This is a genomic window from Methyloversatilis discipulorum (assembly GCF_000527135.1).
GTDB lineage: Bacteria > Pseudomonadota > Gammaproteobacteria > Burkholderiales > Rhodocyclaceae > Methyloversatilis > Methyloversatilis discipulorum.
This window is the reverse complement of sequence record NZ_AZUP01000001.1, coordinates 3,177,705-3,197,732: the sequence shown is the minus strand read 5'-3', so window position 1 is coordinate 3,197,732 and position 20,028 is coordinate 3,177,705. Positions and strand designations below refer to the sequence as shown.

The 20,028-nt window shown below is 69.8% G+C and carries 22 protein-coding genes and 1 riboswitch; of the genes, 10 read left to right on the top strand and 12 right to left on the bottom strand.

Features of this window, described 5'->3' with window-relative positions:
• The first annotated feature begins 21 nt into the window (after window positions 1–21).
• The 6 genes from METFAM1_RS0114955 to METFAM1_RS20230 all read left to right on the top strand — a co-directional run bounded on the left by METFAM1_RS0114955 (window position 22) and on the right by METFAM1_RS20230 (window position 5,775).
• The gene (locus METFAM1_RS0114955) at window positions 22–2,727 is read left to right on the top strand and encodes a DUF2339 domain-containing protein (RefSeq protein WP_019916189.1); all 2,706 of its coding nucleotides are present in this window, start codon (window positions 22–24) and stop codon (window positions 2,725–2,727) included.
• Window positions 2,724–3,251 carry a DUF3617 domain-containing protein gene (locus METFAM1_RS0114950; RefSeq protein ID WP_019916186.1) on the top strand — a complete coding sequence of 176 codons (528 nt, stop codon included), beginning with the start codon at window positions 2,724–2,726 and terminating at the stop codon, window positions 3,249–3,251. The genes METFAM1_RS0114955 and METFAM1_RS0114950 overlap by 4 nt, the downstream gene beginning before the upstream one ends.
• 57 nt (window positions 3,252–3,308) lie before the next feature.
• Complete coding sequence (locus tag METFAM1_RS0114945) at window positions 3,309–4,328, top strand: hypothetical protein (protein ID WP_019916185.1); 1,020 nt, start codon at window positions 3,309–3,311, stop codon at window positions 4,326–4,328.
• Window positions 4,329–4,416: 88 nt separating this feature from the next.
• Window positions 4,417–5,040, top strand: coding sequence for a Clp protease ClpP (locus tag METFAM1_RS0114940; RefSeq protein WP_019916184.1), 624 nt, complete (start codon window positions 4,417–4,419; stop codon window positions 5,038–5,040).
• A 201-nt stretch (window positions 5,041–5,241) separates the two neighbouring features.
• Window positions 5,242–5,484: an addiction module protein gene (locus METFAM1_RS20670; RefSeq protein WP_232419778.1), complete on the top strand. Its 243-nt coding sequence runs from the start codon at window positions 5,242–5,244 to the stop codon at window positions 5,482–5,484.
• Between the two features lie 93 nt (window positions 5,485–5,577).
• Window positions 5,578–5,775, top strand: a complete 198-nt coding sequence (locus METFAM1_RS20230) for a type II toxin-antitoxin system RelE/ParE family toxin (RefSeq protein ID WP_019916182.1) — start codon at window positions 5,578–5,580, stop codon at window positions 5,773–5,775.
• 9 nt (window positions 5,776–5,784) lie between these two features.
• On the opposite strand, the gene METFAM1_RS0114925 is transcribed toward METFAM1_RS20230, so the two are convergent.
• A complete protein-coding gene (locus tag METFAM1_RS0114925) occupies window positions 5,785–6,327 on the bottom strand; it encodes a YaeQ family protein (protein ID WP_019916181.1) in 543 nt (180 codons plus the stop codon).
• A gap of 44 nt (window positions 6,328–6,371) precedes the next feature.
• Here METFAM1_RS0114925 and METFAM1_RS0114920 point away from each other — a divergent pair, with 44 nt between their 5' ends.
• The 4 genes from METFAM1_RS0114920 (at window position 6,372) to METFAM1_RS0114905 (ending at window position 8,087) form a co-directional block, all read left to right on the top strand.
• Window positions 6,372–6,635, top strand: a complete 264-nt coding sequence (locus METFAM1_RS0114920) for a hypothetical protein (protein WP_020166296.1) — start codon at window positions 6,372–6,374, stop codon at window positions 6,633–6,635.
• Between the two features lie 7 nt (window positions 6,636–6,642).
• The gene (locus METFAM1_RS0114915) at window positions 6,643–6,831 is read left to right on the top strand and encodes a hypothetical protein (RefSeq protein ID WP_019916179.1); all 189 of its coding nucleotides are present in this window, start codon (window positions 6,643–6,645) and stop codon (window positions 6,829–6,831) included.
• Window positions 6,832–6,833: 2 nt separating this feature from the next.
• Complete coding sequence (locus METFAM1_RS0114910; protein ID WP_024300736.1) at window positions 6,834–7,292, top strand: YaiI/YqxD family protein; 459 nt, start codon at window positions 6,834–6,836, stop codon at window positions 7,290–7,292.
• Between the two features lie 147 nt (window positions 7,293–7,439).
• Window positions 7,440–8,087, top strand: a complete 648-nt coding sequence (locus METFAM1_RS0114905) for an OmpW/AlkL family protein (RefSeq protein ID WP_024300735.1) — start codon at window positions 7,440–7,442, stop codon at window positions 8,085–8,087.
• On the opposite strand, the gene METFAM1_RS0114900 is transcribed toward METFAM1_RS0114905, so the two are convergent.
• The 11 genes from METFAM1_RS0114900 to METFAM1_RS0114850 all read right to left on the bottom strand — a co-directional run bounded on the left by METFAM1_RS0114900 (window position 8,075) and on the right by METFAM1_RS0114850 (window position 20,009).
• Complete coding sequence (locus METFAM1_RS0114900; protein ID WP_019916176.1) at window positions 8,075–8,899, bottom strand: cobalamin-binding protein; 825 nt, start codon at window positions 8,897–8,899, stop codon at window positions 8,075–8,077. The two genes, METFAM1_RS0114905 and METFAM1_RS0114900, sit on opposite strands and share 13 nt — an antisense overlap.
• Complete coding sequence (locus tag METFAM1_RS0114895) at window positions 8,896–9,777, bottom strand: cobalamin-binding protein (RefSeq protein WP_019916175.1); 882 nt, start codon at window positions 9,775–9,777, stop codon at window positions 8,896–8,898. Before METFAM1_RS0114895 ends, METFAM1_RS0114900 begins: the two co-directional genes overlap by 4 nt.
• Window positions 9,778–9,823: 46 nt before the next feature.
• Complete coding sequence (gene cobD / locus METFAM1_RS0114890; RefSeq protein WP_019916174.1) at window positions 9,824–10,828, bottom strand: threonine-phosphate decarboxylase CobD; 1,005 nt, start codon at window positions 10,826–10,828, stop codon at window positions 9,824–9,826.
• On the bottom strand, window positions 10,825–11,793 hold the full coding sequence (gene cbiB / locus METFAM1_RS0114885; protein ID WP_019916172.1) for an adenosylcobinamide-phosphate synthase CbiB: 969 nt from the start codon (window positions 11,791–11,793) through the stop codon (window positions 10,825–10,827). Before cbiB ends, cobD begins: the two co-directional genes overlap by 4 nt.
• A complete protein-coding gene (gene bluB, locus METFAM1_RS0114880) occupies window positions 11,772–12,437 on the bottom strand; it encodes a 5,6-dimethylbenzimidazole synthase (protein WP_019916171.1) in 666 nt (221 codons plus the stop codon). The genes cbiB and bluB overlap by 22 nt, the downstream gene beginning before the upstream one ends.
• Window positions 12,438–12,440: 3 nt before the next feature.
• Complete coding sequence (locus tag METFAM1_RS0114875; protein ID WP_019916170.1) at window positions 12,441–13,703, bottom strand: cobyrinic acid a,c-diamide synthase CobB; 1,263 nt, start codon at window positions 13,701–13,703, stop codon at window positions 12,441–12,443.
• 35 nt (window positions 13,704–13,738) lie between these two features.
• Window positions 13,739–14,338 carry a cob(I)yrinic acid a,c-diamide adenosyltransferase gene (gene cobO, locus METFAM1_RS0114870; protein WP_019916169.1) on the bottom strand — a complete coding sequence of 200 codons (600 nt, stop codon included), beginning with the start codon at window positions 14,336–14,338 and terminating at the stop codon, window positions 13,739–13,741.
• A 23-nt stretch (window positions 14,339–14,361) separates the two neighbouring features.
• Complete coding sequence (locus METFAM1_RS0114865) at window positions 14,362–15,138, bottom strand: ABC transporter ATP-binding protein (RefSeq protein WP_019916168.1); 777 nt, start codon at window positions 15,136–15,138, stop codon at window positions 14,362–14,364.
• Window positions 15,135–16,157: a FecCD family ABC transporter permease gene (locus tag METFAM1_RS0114860; protein WP_019916167.1), complete on the bottom strand. Its 1,023-nt coding sequence runs from the start codon at window positions 16,155–16,157 to the stop codon at window positions 15,135–15,137. Before METFAM1_RS0114860 ends, METFAM1_RS0114865 begins: the two co-directional genes overlap by 4 nt.
• 31 nt (window positions 16,158–16,188) lie before the next feature.
• Window positions 16,189–18,054, bottom strand: coding sequence for a TonB-dependent receptor domain-containing protein (locus METFAM1_RS0114855; protein ID WP_019916166.1), 1,866 nt, complete (start codon window positions 18,052–18,054; stop codon window positions 16,189–16,191).
• Between the two features lie 130 nt (window positions 18,055–18,184).
• A riboswitch (cobalamin riboswitch) is annotated at window positions 18,185–18,413 on the bottom strand.
• Window positions 18,414–18,575: 162 nt separating this feature from the next.
• Window positions 18,576–20,009 (bottom strand): cobyric acid synthase, encoded by a 1,434-nt coding sequence (locus tag METFAM1_RS0114850; RefSeq protein WP_019916165.1) that lies wholly within the window; start codon window positions 20,007–20,009, stop codon window positions 18,576–18,578.
• Between the last annotated feature and the right edge of the window lie 19 nt (window positions 20,010–20,028).

The window sequence follows — 20,028 nt, the reverse complement described above, 5'->3', positions numbered from 1 at the left end:
CGGCCACGACGGAGCGCGCCAATGCTGACCGCCATCCTCTGTGTTCTCGGTCTGATCGCGGGCGCCGCGCACGGCGAAATCGAAGCCTTCTTCGGCGCCCTTGCCGGTCTGGCTGGCGGCCTGTGGGTGTCGGCGCGCGCCGCCGCGCGCGAACGCGCAGTGCAGGAACGGCTGCGCGAACTCGACGACAAGACACGCTGGCTTTACGAGGCACTGAAGAGCCGGCCGACAGCACCGGCCAGCGCCGATGTCACGCCTGCAACCGCCAAGACGGACACAACGCCGTCCGCGACGGAACCGCCGCCGGCCGACGCCACGCTGACCGAACCGCCCGCGGTCAGCACGCAGGCCGCACCGCTCGATGCATTGCACGCGGAAGGCGTACGCATCGCCGCTCGACCGCAGCCGTCGGCGGCCGAGCGCGACGACATCACCCGGCCGCTCGCCACGCTGTGGTCGCGCCTGATGGGCAGCAATCCGCTGGCGCGCATCGGCGTCATCGTGCTGTTCTTCGGCGTCGCGTCGGCGCTTCGCCTCGCCGCCCAGGCCGGCTGGCTGCCGCCGGAGCTGCGGCTTGCCGCCGCCGTCGCCACAGGTGCGGCGATGATCGGCTTCGGTCTGCGCCTGCCGGGCGACGGGCCGCGCCGCATGTTCGCGCTGGCGGTACAGGGCGGCGGCTTCGCGCTGCTCTACCTGGCGGTCTATTTCGCGCTGGCGCGCTACGGCTTCATCGGGCCGGCCCCCGCCTTCCTGCTGTTCGCCGCGCTCGGCGTCGCCTGTGCGGTTGCCGCCGCGCGGCAGAGCTCGCAGGTGCTGGCGCTGCTCGGCCTGTCCGGCGCCTTCGTCGCACCGATGCTGGCGTCCAGCGGGCAGGGCCAGTACGTCGTGCTGTTCAGCTACTACCTGCTGCTGGACGCCTTCATCATCGCGCTGAGCTGGCGGCGCGCCTGGCGCGCACTCATCTTCGCCGGCTTCCTGTTCACCTTCGCGGTCGGCGCCGGCTGGGGCCTGCGCAGTTATGTGGCGGACGACTACCTCGTGGTGCAGGGCTTCCTGATCGCCTTCTTCGTGCTGTTCACCGCCACCCACGTCGCGCAGACCGTGCTGCGCGCGCCGGGCGCGGCCGGCTGGCAGTCCGGCAGCCTGCTGTTCGGCCCGCCGCTGGCGGCCGGCGTGCTGCAGGCGGCACTGGTCCAGCCCTATGAATACGGCGCGGCGATCAGCGCCGCGCTGGCCGGCGTTTACTACCTCGGGCTGGCCAGCCTGCTGCGCAGCCGCGCACCCGACGAAGTGCTCACCTTCCGCGCCCATGCCGGCATCGGCGCCGCGCTGCTGACGCTGGCGGTGCCGCTCGCCTTCGATCTGCAGATGACCGCCGCGATCTACGCGGTCGAAGGCGCGGCAGCGCTGTGGTACGGCTGCGCCCGCGCCTCCCGCCTGACGTTGTGGGCAGGTGCTGCGCTGCAGGTCGCAGCCGGATTCTGGCTGGCCGCCTCGCTCGATACGCTGACCGTCGCCTGGCCGCTGCTCAACGGCCGCACCCTGGGCTGCCTGTTGCTGGCCGGCGCGGCGCTGTCCTCGGTACGCGTGCTGCGGCAGAGCGGCGCTGGCGCCGACTGGCTGCCTAAGGCGCTCACGCTGTGGCTGGCCGGCTGGTGGCTGTTCGGCGGTCTGGCCGACATCGATGACTTCGTGCCTTACAACCTGCAACCGGCGATCGCGCTGCTGTTCGGCGTGGCCAGCGCCGCCTTCGCCGAACAGCAGGGCCGCACGCGCGACTTCATCACCGCCCGCGCGCTGGCCGCGCTGACCTTGCCGGTACTGTGGGCCGGCAGCCTGCTGGCCTGGGACCAGCACGACCATCTGCTGTACGGCGCGATGGCGCTCGCGTTGCCGCTGGCCTGGGCGACCCATCTGTGGGTGCTGCGCCGGCAGGACGAGGACGGCGCAGCGCTGCTGAACACGCCGCGCCACATCGCCACCGCGTGGACGCTGCTGCTGTCGGTCGGTATCGAAGCCGGCGGCTGGCTGGCCGACTGGCTGCCCGCACAGGACCTGTGGGGCTGGCTGGTGTGGATCGCCGTCTGGCTGGCGGCCGGCCGCACGCTGCAGGCGGCGCTGTCCGCCGACGGCGAGCGCACGGATGCCTGGCCTTGGGCTGCCGCACCCGAGGCCTACGCGCGCGCCGTGCTGTGGCCGGTTGCCGGCCTTTTGCTGCTGACCGTCGTCGCGCTGCAGTTCGGCCACGACGGTGGCTCCGCCCTGCCCTACCTGCCGCTGGCCTCGGCGCTCGATCTGGCCAGCATGGCTGCGCTGCTGTGGCTGGCGCGCAGCCGCCTGCTGCCGCGACCGCTGGTCGGCGCGGCCGGTCTGCTGTGGGTGTCGGCACTGGCGGCGCGCGGCGTGCACCACCTCGCCGGGGTGGCGTGGTCGGCCGCCGCCATGTTCCAATCCACGCTTCTGCAGGCGACGCTGTCGCTGACCTGGGCGCTGACCGCGCTGGCGCTGATGGTGTACGCGACACGAAGCGGTGCACGCACGCTGTGGTTCGCCGGTTTCGCGCTGCTCGCCGCCGTTGGCGCCAAGATGCTGATGATCGACCTGGCCGGTGCCGGCACGGTCGAATGGACCGGCTCGCTGCTCGGCATCGGCGCGCTCATCCTGATCGCCAGCTACGTCGCACCGGTGCCACCCGGCACGCTTCCAGATGAAGAGGACACCCGATGAAAAGACTGCTCGTTCCTGCCGCACTCGCGCTGGCCGCACTCGGCCCTGCGCACGCCGCCGACATCAAGCCCGGCCTGTGGGAATTCAAGTCGGCGATGAGCATGCCGGGCATGCCCGACATGTCGGCGCAGATGGCGCGCATGCAGGAAGAAATGAAGAAGATGCCGCCGGAAGCGCGCAAGATGATGGAACAGCAGATGGCCGCGCAGGGCGTGGCCATGGGCAGCGGCGGTGCGGTCCGCGTCTGCATCACGCCGGACGACGCCAAGCGCAGCGACATCTACTCCGGCAAGAACGACGGCAGCTGCACCTACAGCAACGTCACCAACACCGCGAAATCGGTCAAGGGCAAGATCAGCTGCACCAACCCGAAAGCCAGCGGCGACTTCGAGGCAGTGATCGACAGCCCGACCCATTTCACGTCGAAAATGAACATGCAGTCGGCCGAGGGGTCGATGAAGGCTGATACCGATGCGCGCTGGATCGCCGCCGACTGCGGCGCGGTCAAACCGACCGCCCGCTGACCCGCCGACTGTCCGACCCGACGCTTCACCCGATTGCAGACCCAACGCTGAACAGGAATGAAGGATTCACTGCTGCGGACGCCACTGGCGGACGCGACCGGACAGCCCGCCCGTCCGCAGCCGCCTGAACAGCCCATGCACGCCGCACACCCCGAACACCCGCGCAACCGCCGCCGGGCCGACAGCCTCGCACCGTTCTCGCTGAGCGTCGAGACCAGTCCGCTCGGCGACACCAGCCTGCACTTCCGCGTCCGCCCGAGCGGTCTGATCGCCCTCGTGCTGGCGCTGCTGATCCACGCGCTCGCGCTGTGGTGGGTGATGCGGCCGAAGGCGGAGCCGGAACAGCCGCTCGGCGCCAACCAGCCGATCAGCGTACGCATGATCGCGCCGGAGGCGCCGCGCCAGGCGGCGTCGGAACCACCGCCCGCCGCGGCGCCGACACCCCCGGCACCGCGACCGAAAAAGCAGCCGCCGAAGAAGCAGCGCGAAAAGGCTCGCAAGGCGCCACCGCGGCCGACAGAACCGCCGGTCGCCCGCGTGCCGGTGCCCGAACCCGCCCCTGCACCCCCGCCGCCCAAACCAGCCGTTGCACCGGACGCGCCCACGGACATGGCGTCCTTCGTCGCCGCCCAGCGCGAAAAGCGCCGTCTGGCCGAAGAGGCCGCCGCCGGTGAGAACGCCGCCGCACGCGCCCGCGAACAGGGCCCGTCGGCCGACGACATCGCAGCCGCCAACATCAAGCGCAACCTGCAGCAGCCGGGCACCAACGGCGTGTTCCAGATCACCCGCAAGAGCGTGCGCACCGCCGCTTTCGTGTTCCGTGGCTGGACCACCGACGCCGGCAATGCGCGACGCGAGTTCATCGAGGTCGACGCCGGCCTGAACGGCGACATCGAGCGCGCCGTCGTGCAGCGCATGATCGAACTGATACGCCGCTACTACAGCGGCAACTTCAACTGGGAATCGCTGCGCCTCGGCCGCACCGTCATCCTGTCGGCACGGCCGGAACACCAGAAGGAACTGGAGGATTTCCTGATCAAGGAGTTCTTCCGCGTCGGTGCGCAATACCCGCCGTAGTCGCGCCGAGCGCATGCCGTGCCGCAGCGCAGCTTGGTGACGGCATGGCGGACGCCCGATAATCCGGGCGCACACGGAGGATTTCACGATGCCGCGCCACCCCGCACTGCCGGACGACGACGAGAACGGAATGACGGACGCCGAACCTTTCCGCGGTCTCGCCCGCTATGAACGGCAGATGCCCATCCACCAGATTTCCTACTATCTGTGCGGCGAAATCCGCGAACCGCACCACTACACCGACCTGTTCTACACGCTGCGCACCGCGGCCGAGACCGACCTGATCTATCTGCACCTGAATTCGCCGGGCGGCGAGTTCGACACCGGCCTGCAGATCATCAACAACATCCGCGCCTCCGAGGCGCATGTGGTCACCGTACTCGAAGCGCGCGCCTTCTCGATGGCCGCCTTCATTTTCCTGAGCGGCGACGAACTGGTGGTGCACGACAACTGCCAGCTCATGTTCCACACCTATTCCGGCAGCCTGGACGGACGCGGCAGCGAACAGCAGGCACAGGTCGCGGCGGTCAGCAGCTGGTTCGAGAAGATGATGACCCGGCTCTGCTCACCTTTCCTCAGCGACAGCGAAATCAGCCGCATCCTGAAGGGCAGCGACGTGTGGATGGATTCCGACGGCGTACGGCAACGGCTGATGCGGATGCAGCGCGCGCAGGCGCAGGCTGCGCGGCGCAGGGTGGCGAAAAAGGACTGATCGGCGGCCCGAGCGCAGGTAGTTGCCCTAAGGCAACGCGCCTGAAGATGGGTCCTGGTCTGAATGCTGGGCTGGCACGCGAATCAGGGGAGACTTGGCGTGCCGGTCTCGGTCTACGTGCCATGCAAGGGGCCGTGGCGAGAAGGCGACGGCGCGGCTGCTATGGTTCAGTGCATAGCCCGATGCCAAAGGAGCTTTTCCGTGAAGCCCTCCAGCCTTGAAGCAATTGAGGCAACCCTGATGCAATTACCGCAGGCGGACCGCGTCGATCTTGCCGAACGTCTGCTGGCCAGCCTCGACGAAGAGGATGAAACCCTCGCCGAGTGGTTTGCAGAGGCGGAGCGTCGCGCCGATGCCCATGATCGCGGTGAAATCGGGGCGATCAGCCTCGAAGATGCGCTGACCCGCTTGCGAGCTGGCCTTCCCGGTCAAGCCGCCGGGTGAAGGTCATCCTGCTTGAACCCGCACTGCACGAACTCACCGAGGCACGCGATTACTACCTGAAGCAGGCCAGCGCACGCATCGCGTGCCGCCTTCGTGGAACAGTTCGACAGCACGGCCTCCCTGATTCTGGCGCATCCCAAACTGGGTAAGCCGGTTTCCTCGCGCGTGCGCGCCCTGCCGATCAGCCGTTTTCCGTATTCGGTCATCTACCGCATCACGCCCGAAGCGATCATCGTGCTGGCGGTCGCCCACCAGCGCCGCCGCCCTGCCTATTGGGCGCAGCGACGCTGACCCACGGTTTCACCCGCGGCCGAACACCCTCTCCAGCGCCGGCTGCAGCATCGCGCCGTCGTCGCCCAGCCAGATCTGCCCTTCCTGCACGATGCACTGAAGGTCGGCACCGCGCTGGGCGAGGCTGGCCAGCGCCTGGCTGTCGGCGGTGGACAGGCGGTAGACGGTGAGATTGGCCAGCTTGGCCAGCGTGCCCTTCGACTGTTCCCACCACTGTCCGGCGGTGCGGCCGTAGTTCAGCACCACCACCTGGTCGGCGCGGGCGGCGGCCTTGCGCACCAGGCGCTCGTCCGGCAGGCCGACGTCTATCCACAGCCGGATGGCGCCGGTCAGGTCCTGGGCGTACAGGTCGGCTTCGTCCTCGGTGCTGAGGCCGCGGCCGAAGCGCAGGTCTTCGTCGGCGTGCAGCGCGAAGGCCAGCACGCGCACCATCATGCGTTCATCGCTCTCCGACGGGTGGCGGGCGACGGTCAGGGCGTACTCGCCGTAGTGTGGCCGGTCCATGTCGGACACGTTCAATTTGATCTTGTAGATGGTGGATTTCAGGGCCATGGCCGACAATGTGCGCGATTCGAAAGACCGCACAGGATACCGACGTGAAGAAAACCGATCTGTACAAGAATGAAAGACTAAAGGTGGTGGCACAGATGAAGCACGCCGCCGGGGCAAAAAGCGCACTGGGCGCTGCGCCGGTCGTGGACCGCAAGGAACAGCGCCGGCTCGACGCCGAACGCGGCCTGGTGCCCTTCGCCGTGAAGATTCCGGCCGAACTGGCGGCGCGCCTGCGCGACCTGGCGACCGAGCGCCAGGTGTCGCTGAACGATCTGGTGGACGAGCTGCTGCGCAAGGCGCTCGACTGACGCGGCCGTGCTGCGCGCCATCTTCGTCCTCAATCTGGTGACGGTCGGGCTGTTTTATCTGCCCGGCTGGCTTGCGCTGCGCGTGCTGACGCTGGGCCGCTACCCGCCGCCGCGTGGCGAGCCGCACAGCGAGGAGGCGGTGGCGCTGTTCGGCTTCTTCGTCGCGCTGGCACTGCTGCTGTGGTGGCTGGCGTGAGCATGACGCCCGCCATCTGGGTCGATGCCGACGCCTGCCCGGCACCGGTCAAGGACATCCTGTTCCGCGCCGCAATGCGCACCAGCCTGCAGCTCACGCTGGTCGCCAACAAGCTGCTGCGCGTGCCGCCGTCGCCGCACATCCGCGCGGTGCAGGTGGCGCACGGCTTCGACGCGGCCGACCGCTACATCGAAGAGGCGGTGGGCGCCGGCGACCTGGTGATCACCGCCGACATTCCGCTGGCGGCAGCGGTGCTGGCGCGCGGCGCACACGCGCTGGAACCGCGCGGCGAGTGGTTCGCGCCCGGCACCATCCACGAGCGGCTGCAGATGCGCGCGCTGATGAACGATCTGCGCGACAGCGGCGTCATGAGCGGCGGGCCGGCCGCATTCTCGAACGCCGACAGCCGCAGCTTCGCCGCCGCGCTGGACGGCTTTCTCGCCCGGCTGAAGCGGCGCTGAGCGGCTGCACGCCGCCGCTCCGCAGCGCGTCCGGCATAAGCCGAACGCAATGCACGGCGCAAAAAATCAAATTTCAAGTCGCCCGGTCGCTTTCCTAGAGTGATTCAGCATCCGTGTCCGCGGATGCCGAAACCGGGGGAGATCGACATGACAACAAAGAGCTGGGCAGGCATCGCGGCGGTGGCCGCATCGACATTCATGTTCGCCGGCAGCGTTCAGGCGGCCGAAGGCGACTGGCTGGTGCGCGTGCGCGCGCTGCACATGGACCCGTCGAACGACAACTCGACCACGGCGGTGGTACCGGCGCTGGGCGAGGTGAAGGCCGAGGACAAGCTGTTCCCGGAAGTCGACATCAGCTACTTCTTCACGCCCAACATCGCCGCCGAACTGATCCTGACGGTGCCGCAGAAGCACGACGTCGAACTGGGCGGTGTGGACATCGGCTCGGTCAAGCACCTGCCGCCGACGCTGACCCTGCAGTACCACTTCAATCCGGCCGGCACGATACGCCCCTACGCCGGCATCGGCCTGAACTACACGCGCTTCTCCAGCGTGAAGCTGGACGCCGGCACGGTACTCGGCGGCAGCGTGCCGCTGAGGGTGGACCGCGGCAGCTTTGGCTGGGCAGCGCAGATCGGCGTCGACATCCAGCTCGCGCCGCAGTGGTTCCTGAACCTCGACGCCAAGTACGTGAAGATAGACACCGACATCGCGGTCAAGGGCGCCGGCATTCCGGTCACCAAGCTGGATATCGACCCGCTGCTGCTGTCGGTCGGTCTGGGCTATCGCTTCTGATCGGCGCCGGCCGCGTCGAGGCAGGCTTCCAGCGCGGCCAGCCCGTCGGTCAGCGCAGCGATGCCCGGCGCCAGGATCAATGGCGACTTGATCTCGTACAGCCGGTCGTGCGCGACCGCCGGCACGTCGGCCCAGCCCGGTCGCGCACGCAGGTGATCGGGCTGGAATTTCTTGCCGCACCACGAGCCGATGATGATCTCCGGAGCGCGGGCGACCACGGTCAGCGGGTCTTCGATGCGCCGCTCCTTCGCGCTGTGGCGGCTGGCGAAATCGGCGAACACGTCCTCGCCGCCGGCCAGTTCGATCAGCTCGGACACCCAGCGGATGCCGGAAATGAGCGGTTCGTCCCACTCCTCGAAATAGACGCGCAGCCGGCGGCCGTGGCGGGCGACGCGCGCTTCGCCGCGAACACGCGCGTCATCGAGCCCGCGCCGCAGACCGGCTACCAGCGCCTGCGCCTCGGCCGCGCGGCCGACCAGCGCACCGGTCGTCACGATCATGCGCAGGATGCCGTCTATCGAACGCTGGTTGAACACATGCACTTCGACACCGGCGCGCACCAGGTCGCGGCACATGTCGGCCTGCAGGTCGGAGAAGGCCAGCACCAGATCCGGCTCGACCGCGAGAATGCGTTCCAGCTTGCCGGACGAGAAGCCGCTGATCTTCGGCTTGTCGCGGCGCGCCTCCGGAGGCCGCACGGTGAAACCGGAAATGCCGGCGATGCGGTCGGCCTCACCCAGCGCGTACAGCACCTCGACCGCCTCGGTGCACAGGCAGGCGATGCGTTCGGGATACAGCCCGCCTGCGCTCACTTGCGGCCTGCTTTCTGGCGCGCCTGTTCCAGCTGCTCGCACAGCTTCTGCGCACCGTCGAGGATGCGCGGCGTGTGCCGCTGCAGGATTTCCGGCGGAATGAAATAGAGGTTGTCGCCCTTCACCGCCGGCAGAGCGGACCAGCGCCGCCAGGCGTCCAGCCACTCCGGCCGCGACTCGCCCATGCCGCTGGCGACGATGACTTCGGGTGCCGCCGCCAGCACCGCCTCCTCAGTCACCGTCGGCGCCAGTATCGGCAGGCCGGCGAACACATTGCGGCCGCCGCACAGCGCCATCACGTCGGAAATCAGGTGCTGGCCGTTGATGGTCATCAGCGGCTTGTTCCAGATCTGGTAGAACACCGCGACCGGCGGCCGCGCCGCGTACTGCTTCGCCAGCGCGTCGCGCCGCGCGCGGAAGGCGCGCGCCGCCTCGTCCGCCTCGCGCGGCGTGGCAGCGATGCGGCCGAAAGCTTCGATCGCGCGCGCCACGTCGTCCAGACTGCGCGGCTCGTTCACGAACACCGGTATGCCCAGCTTTTCCAGCTTGTCGTACTGCTGGTTGCGGTTGCCGCTCTTCCAGACGATGACCAGGTCCGGCTTCAGCGCGACCACCGCTTCCATGTCCACCGAGGTGTAGCCGCCGACGCGCGGAATCGCCTTCGCCGCGTCCGGGTAGTCGCTGTATTGGGTCGCGCCGACCACCTTGGCGCCGGCACCGGCGGCGAACAGCAGTTCGGTCACGTGCGGCGCGAGACTGACGATGCGCTGCGCCGGCGCGGCCAGCACAACGGTGCGGCCGGCGTCGTCGGTCAGCCGCAGTTCGGCTGCCGCGGGCAGCGCCAGCGCGGCGAACAGCAGAAACAATGCCTTCTTCATTCCTTGATTCCTCATCTACCGCACAGGAGCGGTCGGAAGACCACGCCTACTGGACTGCTCTTCGTATTTCGTCGATCGCCTGTTCCAGCCTCTGCCACTGCGCCTCGTCCGCCGGCAGGCCGAAGCGCAGCGCGGCCGGGGCGTCGAAATGGCGCAGCAGGATGCCGCGCCGGCAGAAGGCGTCGTTCAGCGCCGCGGCCTCGGCGGTCAGCACGCGCTGGAACAGCGCGCAGCCGCTCACTTCGCCCCAGCCGGTGGCGCGCAGCAGCGCTTCGAGCCGTAGGCTTTCGGCCGCCAGCCGCGCACGCTGCTGCGTCTGCCAGTCGCGGTCAGCCAGCGCGCGCTGCGCCACCCAGCGCGACGGGCCGGCCACCGGCCACGGCCCGAGCCGCGCCGCCAGCGCGTCACGCAGCGACTGTTCGGCGAACATGAAGCCGACGCGTGCGCCCGCCAGGCCGAAGAACTTGCCGAGCGAGCGCAGCACGATCAGACCGGGCCGGCCGGCGTGATGCACCACGCTGGCGTCCGGCGTGGCGTCGATGAAGGCTTCGTCCACGATGAGCGTGCCGCCGCGCGCCGCCAGCCGCGCCTGCCAGTCCATCACCTGCGCCGGCGGAAAAAGCGTGCCGCAGGGGTTGTTCGGCTGCACCAGCAGCAGCACGTCGGCATCGCCCACCGCCGCCTCGACCTCGGCCGGCGCGACCGCACGCACGCTGTGCCCGGCCTGGGTCCAGCCGTGCGGGTGCTCGTTATAGGTCGGCGAAAGAATGGCCACCCGGCTGTGCGGGAACAGCACCGGCAGCAGCTGTATCGCCGCCTGCGAGCCAGCGAGCGGCAGCAGCGCGTCGCAACCGAAATAGGCCGCCGCAGCGTCCTCCAGCCCGTCGCCCTCCTCCGGCAGCCGCTGCCACACCGATTGCGGTACCGGCGGCACCGGCCAGGGTTGCGGATTGATACCGGTGGACAGGTCCATCCAGTCCGGCAACGCAATGCCGTAGCGCTCGGCGGCGACCCGCAGACGGCCGCCGTGCAGCGGGCGGGCGGGTGTCATGACAGATGCACGCCGAGCGCGAGCAGCAGCGCCACGGTCAACCACAGGCGCAACGCGGCGGCCACCAGCGCGACCGCGCGGTCGATGTCGGCGGCGCCCGGCGCCGCCCCTTCGCCCAGCGGCGGACGCTGTTCGACTGCGCCGTGATAGACCGCCGCGCCACCGAGCGACAGATGCAGTGCGCCAGCGCCAGCGGCCATGACCGGGCCGGCGTTCGGGCTGTCCCAGGCGGGCGCCTGCGCGCGCCAGCAGGTGAGCGCGCTGCGCGTGGCGCCGCACAGCGCATAGCTCAGTGCGGTCAGTCGCGCCGGCACGAAGTTGAGCACGTCGTCGATGCGTGCGGCCGCCCAGCCGAAATAGCGCAGGCGCGGCGTGCGGTAGCCCCACATCGCGTCCAGCGTGTTGGCCAGCCGGAACAGCAGCGCACCCGGCCCGCCCAGCAGCAGGAACCAGAACAGCGCGCCGAACACCGCGTCGTTGCCGTTCTCGAGCACCGATTCGGTGGCGGCGCGCGCCACACCCGCTTCGTCCAGCTGCGAGGTGTCGCGGCTCACCATCCAGCCGACGCGCCGCCGCGCCTCGACCAGATCGCCAGCGGCCAGCGGACGCGACACCGCGTGTGCGTGCTCGCCCAGGCTGCGCGCGCCGAGCGCGAAGTAAAGCAGCAGCAGGTCGGTCGCCACCTGCCAGAGCAGGCCCAGGCTGCGCAGCCACAGCGCCAGCGACAGCAGCGGCAACACCGCCAGCGCCCACGCCAGCAGGCCGCTCAGCCGGGTCAGCGGATGGCCCTGACGTGCGATCACATTCATGCGCGTCTGCAGCCAGCCGGCGAGGTGGCCAAAGCCGACCAGCGGATGCAGGCGGCGCAGCTCGCCGAAACGTCGGTCGAGCATGACGCCTGCACAGGCGCACAGCGCCAGCACGACGAAGGGGTGCAGCGTGTTCACGGCGCGCGTTCCGGCCACACGTTGTCGCCGATCAGCAGATCCTCGGGCAGCCGGCTGGCCCAGCCTTCGAGTTCGAGCATCGGCGCTTCGTAGAAGGCATCGACGTGGCCGATGCACAGCACGGCCAGCGGTCGCGCGCCGTCCGGCATCTGCAGCAGCGCCGCCAGCTTCAGCGGGTCGAAGATGGACACCCAGCCCATGCCCAGCCCTTCGGCACGCGCCGCCAGCCACATGTTCTGTATCGCGCAGGCGCAGGAGGCGACGTCCATGTCGGGCATCGTGCGGCGGCCGAACACGTGCTGCTCGCGCCCGCCGCACAGCGCGACCACCAGCAGTTCGCCGCTGTCGAGCACGCCTTCGACCTTGAGCCGCATGAATTCGTCCTCGCGCTCGCCGAGCGCGCGCGCGGTGGCCAGCCTCTCCTCCTCGACCAGTCCGTGGATGGAGCGGCGCAGCGCTGGGTCGGTGACGCGCACGAAACGCCAGGGCTGCATGTAGCCAACGCTGGGCGCGTGATGGGCCGCCCACAGCAGGCGCCGCAACACCGCCGGATCAACCGGATCGGGCCGGAAATGGCGCATGTCGCGCCGCTCGGCGATGGCGCGGTAGAGCGCGTCGCGGGCGTCGTCGGGGTAACGGTGGGCGTCGTTCGTTGCAGTCATGGTTCAGCGTCCGAACAGCGCGGCGACCGCGGCCGGAGCGGACGGGAAATAGAGGTGCAGATAGCTCGCAGTAAGCCGTCCCCGACGATACACCGCCTCGCCCTCGCGGTCGTACGCGGTGCGGGCGCGCGCCAGCGGCGACAGCGGCGTATCGGCGGTTGAATAGTGGAAAGTGTGGCCGCGCAGCCGGCCTTCGGGCAGCTCGACCTGCTGCAGGCCGAGCGCGGCCAGCCGTGTCTGCATGCGCACCGCGCCCGGCAGCAGGCCGGCGCCGGCGTGGCTGACGCCGGCCTTGTCGGTCAGCGTGTCGAACAGGCTCATCATGCCGCCGCACTCGGCCAGCAGCGGCCGGCCGGCGTCGACGTGGGCGCGCAGCGCGGCGTGCATCGCGGTGTTGGCGGCCCAGCGCGCGGCGTGCAGTTCGGGGTAGCCGCCGGGCAGCCAGACGGCATCGCAGGCGGGCAGCGCGGCGTCATTGAGCGGCGAGAACTCGACCAGCTCGGCGCCGAGTGCGCGCAGGCAGTCAAGGTTGGCCGGGTAGATGAAACAGAAGGCGTCGTCGCGCGCCAGCGCGATGCGCACGCCGTCGAGCAGGCGCGGCGGCGGCGTGCGCTCGACCGGTGCGAACGCCACCGCCGGCGGCAGGTCGGCCGCGGTCGATGCGCCGAGCAGTTCGGCAGCGATGTCGAGCCGGGCGTCCAGCCCTTCGATCTCGGCCGCCGGCAGCAGGCCGAGGTGGCGCTCCGGCAGCGCGATGCGCTCGTCGCGCGGCAGGCCGCCGTACCAGGCGATGTCGGCCGGCAGGCTGTCGCGCAGCATGTCGATGTGGCGGGCCGAGCCGACGCGGTTGGCGATCACTGCCGTCAGGTTCACGCCGTCCCGGTAGTGCTTCAGGCCGTGCGCCAGCGCGCCGAAGGTCTGCGCCATCGCGCGCGCGTCGATCACCGCCAGCACCGGCAGATTGAAGCGACGCGCAATGTCTGCACTGGACGGGCTGCCGTCGTGCAGGCCCATGACCGACTCGACGAGGATGAGGTCGGCTTCGCCCGCCGCGTCGTACAGCCGCGCGGCGATGTCGGCGTCGCCGGTCATCCACAGGTCGACATTGCACACCGGCGCGCCACTGGCCAGCGCGTGGATCTGCGGATCGAGGAAGTCAGGCCCGCACTTGAACACGTGCACGCGGCGACCGCGCGAACGGTGCAGCCGTGCCAGTGCGGCGACCACCGTGGTCTTGCCCTGACCGGACGCGGGCGCGGCTACCATCAGCGCCGGACAGCGACGGACTGCGGAAGACAGGCTCACCACTCCAGCCCCGGCATCGCCTTCACGCCGGCCTTGAAGGCGTGCTTCACCATGGTCATGTCGGTCACCGTGTCCGCGACCTCGACCAGCTCCGGCGGCGCCGCGCGGCCGGTCACGATGACGTGCTGCATGGTCGGCCGCGCCTGCAGGTCGGCGATGACGGTGGCGACGTCGAGGTAGTGGTACTTCAGCGCGATGTTCAGTTCGTCCAGCACCACCAGGCCGATGGCCGGGTCGCGCAGGAAGCTGCGCGCCTGTTCCCAGGCCGCTTCGGCGGTGGCGACGTCGCGCGCGCGGTTCTGCGTTTCCCAGGTGAAGCCCTCACCCGACACATGCCACTGCACGTCCGGCTGACGGCGATAGAAGGCTTCCTCGCCAGTGTCGGAACGCCCCTTGATGAACTGCACCACGCCCACCTTCATGCCGTGGCCGAGCGCGCGCGCGACCACACCGAAGGCGGCGCTGGACTTGCCCTTGCCGGTGCCGGTATTCACCACCAGCACACCGCGCTCGACCTGCGCCGCGGCAATGGCCTGGTCCACCACGTCCTTCTTGCGCTTCATGCGTGCTTCATGGCGTTCGTCAAGATCGCTCATCACATCCTCCACTCATTCTGTCCTCACGCCGGCACGAAGTAGCGCCGGCCATCGTCGCGCAATTCCTTCAGCGGATGGCAGAAGGCGCGCGACAGCACCTCCGCCTGCAGTACCTCGTCGACCGGCCCGCATACCCATTCGCCGCCGCCGGTCAGCAGCAGCGCGCGGTCGGCGAAGCGCAGCACCTGGTTCAGATCGTGCAGCACCGCCACGACTGCCCGCCCTTCGTCGCGCGCAAGTCGTGCGAACAGCTCGAGCGTTTCGATCTGGTAGTCGAGATCGAGGTGGGTGACCGGTTCGTCCAGCAGACAGACCGGCGCCTGCTGCGCCAGCAGCGCGGCGATCGCCACGCGCTGCCGCTCGCCGCCGGACAGCGTGCGCACCTCGCGCAGTTCGAAGCCGCGCAGCGACACCGCCGCCAGCGCGGCCAACGCGATATCGACATCGGCGTCGCTCTCGTCGGCCCAGCGGCCGATGTGCGGATGCCGGCCGACCAGCACGGTGTCGAGCACGGTGGAGGCGAAGTGGTCCTCCTGCGACTGCGCCAGCAGCGCCCGCCGCTTCGCCAGATCGCGCGCAGGCCAGTCGGCGAGCGCGCGGCCGGCCAGCGTCAGCGTGCCGGCGGCAGGCGGACGCAGCCCGGCCAGCGTGGTGAGCAGCGTCGACTTGCCGATGCCGTTGCGGCCGACGATGGCCAGCAATTCGCCCGAACGCACATCGAGGTCGAGCCCGGTGCACAGCGCGCGCCCGGCCACCGACACATCGAGTTCGCGAGCGCGCAGGATGGCGTTATCGCTCATCGGTGGCGGTTCAGCAGGAACAGGAACACCGGCACGCCGAGCAGCGCGGTCAGCACGCCGACCGGTAGCTGGGCCGGCGCGATCACGGTGCGCGCCGCCGTGTCCGCCAGCAGCAGCAGCGTGGCGCCGGCCAGTGCACTGGCCGGCAGCAGCAGGCGCTGGTCGTTGCCGAAAGCGAGCCGGATCAGGTGTGGCACGACCAGACCGACGAAGCCGACCGACCCGACGGTGGTGACCGCGATCGCGGTCAGCGCCGACGCTAGCAGATAGACGACCAGACGCAGACGCGCCACCGGCACGCCCAGCACCTGGGCCGTGCCATCGCCGCGCGCCAGCAGGTTGAGGTCGCGCGCCAGCGGCGCACAGGCGACCAGGCCGGCGACCAGCGCGCCAACCGCGACGCCGGGACGGCTGGCCGTACTGGCGTCGCCCATCAGCCAGAACAGCATGCCGCGCAGCGATTGTTCGCTCGCCACCGCGAGGATGAAGGACACCGCCGCGCCACAGCCGGCCGACACGATGACGCCGGTCAGCAACAGACGGGTCGGCGTGCGGCTGCCCTCGCCGTGCGCCAGACCGAACACCAGCGCCATCGCCGCCAGCGCACCGGCGAAGGCCGAAAGCTCGAGCAGCAGGCCGGCGGCGCCGACCAGCATGGCGAGCAGGGCGCCGACCGCGGCGCCGCCGGAAATGCCCAGCACATAGGGATCGGCCAGCGGATTGCGCAGCAAGACCTGCATCAGCGCGCCGGCCAGCGCCAGCAGGCCACCGCAGGCGGCCGCCGCCAGTGCGCGCGGCAGGCGCAGCGAGCGCACGATGTCACCCGCCATACCGGCGTCGCCGCCGGTCGCGATCTGCCACAGCTCGGCCGCGCTCACCGCCACGCTGCCCACCGCCAGCGCCAGCGCGAAGGCCGCGCCCAGCGCCAGCAGCAGCGCCGGCAGCACCCAGACACGGCGCCGCTGCGCGCGCAGTGCGACAGGCGACGGCAGGGTGGTGGCGGGCGGGTGGCTGCTCATCGCGTGAGTTTACCGATCAGCTCGGCCGCGTTCAGAACTGCGGCGTGTAGCGCAGGCCGGCGAACACGCTGCTGCCGGCCATGTTGTAGCCGAACACGGTGGTGTAGTCCTTGTCGGTCACGTTGTTCACGCGCGCTTCAAGTGCCACCTCGGGTGACAGCTTCCAGACGGCGAACAGGTTTAGCAGCGTATAACCGCCGAGCCGGCGCGTTTCGTCGGCGTTCGAGTAGCGGTCGCCGGTGGTCTGGATCTCGATGCCGACGCGGCCGCGCATCATGTGCTGGATGACGCGCAGCTGGCCGGTCTGCACCGCGCGCCGCTGCAGCCGGTCGCCGGTGTCCTGGTCGGTCGCGTCCAGCAGATCGATCGAGCCCTGCAGCTCGGTATGGCCGAACAGATAGGTCGAGCCGTCGAAAGTCAGGCCGCGCAGACGCGCTTCGCCGACGTTGCGGGCTTCGGACACACCGGGCGACACGGTGACCGTGTTGATCAGGTTGCGCACCTTGTTGTCGTAGGCGGTCAGCGCCGCGCGCGAGCCCTTGCGCTGCCACACCACGCCGGCTTCCTTGTTGCGCGACGACTCCGGCGCCAGATCCGGATTGCCGAAGCCGGGGAAGAACAGCTGGTTGAAGGTGGGCAGGCGGAAGGCGGTGCCGTAGCCGCCGTGCAGCCGCCATTCATCGGTCAGCCGGTAACCGTAGGCGACGTTGCCGGTGGTCTTGTGCTGCGAGCTGGTGCTGTAGCGGTCGTGGCGGGTGTTCAGCTGCAGGCTGTGGCGGTCGATGGCGCCGGACCAGCCGAGCTGCAGCGAATCGATCTTGCGTTCGGTGTCGATGTTCACCGCGGTCGGCGTGGTCGACAGCACGTCCTGCTCCAGCCGCTCGACACTGCCGAACAGCGTGCCCAGAGGCAGCTTCACGCGTGCTTCGAGCGCGTGGCTGTACTGCTCGGTGCGGAAGTGGTTGCCGAGCGGCGAAGTGCGCGCGTAGCTGATGAAGTCCTCGACCGAGCGGCCGCTGCGCAACGTGGTCGACACGGCGTCGTTCCACGCGTGGGTCAGGTAGACGCTCGCGCTGTCGTTGTCGAAATCGTTGCGCGTGTTCGGAAAGCTCAGCCCGGAATCGAATTCGTTGTAGCCCTTGCTGGCCAGCGCACTGACGCCGATCTCGGTGCCGGCGTGCGGCGTGAAGCTCAGGCTGCCGCTGAAGTTCTGGTTCAGATAACCGTCATGGTCCGGGTTGTAGGCGCGACGCGCCACCGACACGCCTTCGTTGATGCGTGGGTTGGTCGAACTGAAGCCGCGGCTGCTGGTCACGCCGGCACCCAGCGCGAAGCGCCAGCGGCCGTCGCCGCCGCGCAGGCTGGCGCTGCCTTCGGACGTGCCGTAACTGCCGCCGCCGGCGAACACCTCGCCCTGCAGGCCGTCGTCGCCGCGGCGGGTGAAGATCTGGATCACGCCACCAATGGCGTCGGCGCCGAACACGGCAGAGGCCGGACCGCGCAGCACTTCGATGCGCTCGATCTGCGACAGCGGCAGGTACTGCAATGAAGCCGTGCCGCTGGAACCCGAGCCGACGCGCACACCGTCGATCAACACCACGGTCTGGCGCGAGTCGGTGCCGCGGATGAAGTAATCGACGCTGGCGCCGGCACCGCCGTTGCCGCTCATCTGCACGCCCGGCTGGCGCGCCAGCAGTTCGGTCAGCGTGGACTGGCCCGCCGCCTCGATCTGTTCGCGATCGATGATGCTGACGTCGGACAAGGTGTCCGACACGCGCTGTTCGACGCGGGTGGCGGTGACGACGACCGGCTCCAGCTCATGCGTCTGGGCGGAAACGGAGGAGGAAAGAAGGCCGGCGCCGGCAAGCAGCGCGGCGACCGTGGTACGGCTGTGCATTGTTATGTGCTCCCTGCAGCCATCGCCCGTCCCCGAACGACGGCAGTCTCATGAAGTCATGGCACAGGGGACAACAACGCAGGCAGCCTGCAGCGGGCCGCATCCGTCGCGATGCCGCACCCCGGGCATGACCGCTCGTGCATTCGTGGCCGGTATCCGGGCTCGCAGCTGCGACGACGGGCGGAGTGCCGCGTGTCGCGATGCACGGCCTTCCCAGGCGCGGGGCCCAGTGGCATGAACGTGCATCGAATCTGCTTACCGTTGCGGGGGCAGCGCAGGCCTTGCGAGCGGGGCTCGCTCACCTGCTTCCCGTTTAACCCTGAACCGCGGTACAGGGCACCTCGAACGCAGTGCCGCAGCAGCGGCACCGGCGCGCACGATACCACCGGGCGGCGGAAGGCCCAAACCGTCGGGCGGTATCGAGATCCAGAGCAGGTTTCGGCCGCATCGCGGCCACGGCCGCTCCCGCAGAAGTCAGGCGCGCCAACGCTGAAGACGGGGTGTCCCGACCTTGGGAGCGTTCAGCGGAAACCGCACATCCGGTCGACGTCGATCTCCGCCTCGATGCAGTCGGCCAGCCGGTCGAGGCTGGTTTCGCGCAGCGCCTGCAGGTCGAGCGGCTCGGCCGCGTCGAGGCCGGCCCAGGCGAGCAGTGCGGCGCACGCTTTGGGCGCGTCGAACAGTCCGTGCAGATAGGTCGCCATCAGCTGCCCGTCGGCCGAGCGGGCACCGTCCGGGCCATGCGCCAGTTCGACCGCCGGCCGCGCCAGCGCCGGGCCTGTGCTCACGCCCATATGGATTTCGTAGCCGCGCACCGGCTCGCCGCCCGGCTGCAACCGGCCTTCGACGACGCGCAGCTGCTTCTCCGCCTCCAGCGTGGTGTCGTAGTCGAACAGGCCGAGGCCGGCGACGCTGCCCGGTGCGCCTTCCAGACCCTGCGGGTCGTGCAGCGTGCGGCCCATCATCTGCATGCCACCGCAGATGCCGAGCACCCGGCCGCCGTAGCGCAGGTGGCGGGCGATCTGCGCATCCCAGCCGTGCGCGCGCAATGCGGCGAGGTCGCCCTGCACGCTCTTGCTGCCAGGCAGGATGACGAGGTCGCAGGCGGGCAGCGGTCGGTCCAGCGGCACGAACATCAGGTCGACCTGAGGATGCGCGCGCAGCGCGTCGAAGTCAGTGTGATTGCTGATGCGCGGAAATACCGGCACGGCCACGCGCAAGCTTGCGGCCTCACCCGCAGCAATCTGCTGCGTCTGTATCGCGTCCTCGGCGTCGAGGTGCAGACCTTTCAGCATCGGCAGCACGCCGAACACCGGCAGACCGGTGCGCTGCTCCAGCCACTCCTCACCGGAGCGCAGCAGCGCGCGGTCGCCACGGAAGCGGTTGATGACAAAGCCGCGCACCAGCGCGCATTCGTCGTCGGACAGGCAATCCAGCGTGCCGACCAGGTGGGCGAACACGCCGCCGCGGTCGATGTCGGCGACGATCACGACCGGACAGCGGTTGGGCAGCGCGAAACCCATGTTGGCGATGTCGCGATCGCGCAGATTGATTTCCGCCGGACTGCCGGCGCCCTCGACCACGACGAAGTCGTACTGCGCGGTGAGCCGCCGCCAGGACTGCATCACCGCGTCCATCGCGACGCGCTTGTAGTCGTGGTAGGCACGCGCTTCCATATTGGCCAGTGCGCGGCCATGCACGATGACCTGGGCGCCGGTGTCGGAATTGGGCTTCAGCAGCACCGGGTTCATGTCGGTGTGCGGCGCCAGCCCGCAGGCCTGCGCCTGCAGCGCCTGGGCGCGGCCGATCTCGCCGCCGTCGGCGGTGACCGCGCTGTTCAGTGCCATGTTCTGCGGCTTGAACGGCGCCACCCGCACACCGCGCCGGTGCAGGCTGCGGCACAGGCCGGCGGCGACAGTGCTCTTGCCGGCGTCCGACGTGGTGCCCTGGATCATCAGCGCGTGGGGTGTCGCC

Bases quoted from the DNA above. Each gene is read 5' to 3' on its own strand.
- METFAM1_RS0114850 (WP_019916165.1), bottom strand. From the start codon at position 20,009: ATGATCCAGGGCACCACGTCGGACGCCGGCAAGAGCACTGTCGCCGCC.
- METFAM1_RS0114925 (WP_019916181.1), bottom strand. From the start codon at position 6,327: ATGGCCCTGAAATCCACCATCTACAAGATCAAATTGAACGTGTCCGAC.
- METFAM1_RS0114895 (WP_019916175.1), bottom strand. From the start codon at position 9,777: ATGAAGAAGGCATTGTTTCTGCTGTTCGCCGCGCTGGCGCTGCCCGCG.
- METFAM1_RS0114905 (WP_024300735.1), top strand. From the start codon at position 7,440: ATGACAACAAAGAGCTGGGCAGGCATCGCGGCGGTGGCCGCATCGACA.
- METFAM1_RS0114865 (WP_019916168.1), bottom strand. From the start codon at position 15,138: ATGAGCGATAACGCCATCCTGCGCGCTCGCGAACTCGATGTGTCGGTG.
- METFAM1_RS0114855 (WP_019916166.1), bottom strand. From the start codon at position 18,054: ATGCACAGCCGTACCACGGTCGCCGCGCTGCTTGCCGGCGCCGGCCTT.
- METFAM1_RS0114945 (WP_019916185.1), top strand. From the start codon at position 3,309: ATGAAGGATTCACTGCTGCGGACGCCACTGGCGGACGCGACCGGACAG.
- cobO (WP_019916169.1), bottom strand. From the start codon at position 14,338: ATGAGCGATCTTGACGAACGCCATGAAGCACGCATGAAGCGCAAGAAG.
- METFAM1_RS0114860 (WP_019916167.1), bottom strand. From the start codon at position 16,157: ATGAGCAGCCACCCGCCCGCCACCACCCTGCCGTCGCCTGTCGCACTG.
- METFAM1_RS0114950 (WP_019916186.1), top strand. From the start codon at position 2,724: ATGAAAAGACTGCTCGTTCCTGCCGCACTCGCGCTGGCCGCACTCGGC.
- METFAM1_RS0114940 (WP_019916184.1), top strand. From the start codon at position 4,417: ATGCCGCGCCACCCCGCACTGCCGGACGACGACGAGAACGGAATGACG.
- bluB (WP_019916171.1), bottom strand. From the start codon at position 12,437: ATGACTGCAACGAACGACGCCCACCGTTACCCCGACGACGCCCGCGAC.
- METFAM1_RS0114910 (WP_024300736.1), top strand. From the start codon at position 6,834: ATGACGCCCGCCATCTGGGTCGATGCCGACGCCTGCCCGGCACCGGTC.
- METFAM1_RS0114955 (WP_019916189.1), top strand. From the start codon at position 22: ATGCTGACCGCCATCCTCTGTGTTCTCGGTCTGATCGCGGGCGCCGCG.
- METFAM1_RS0114875 (WP_019916170.1), bottom strand. From the start codon at position 13,703: ATGGTAGCCGCGCCCGCGTCCGGTCAGGGCAAGACCACGGTGGTCGCC.
- cobD (WP_019916174.1), bottom strand. From the start codon at position 10,828: ATGACACCCGCCCGCCCGCTGCACGGCGGCCGTCTGCGGGTCGCCGCC.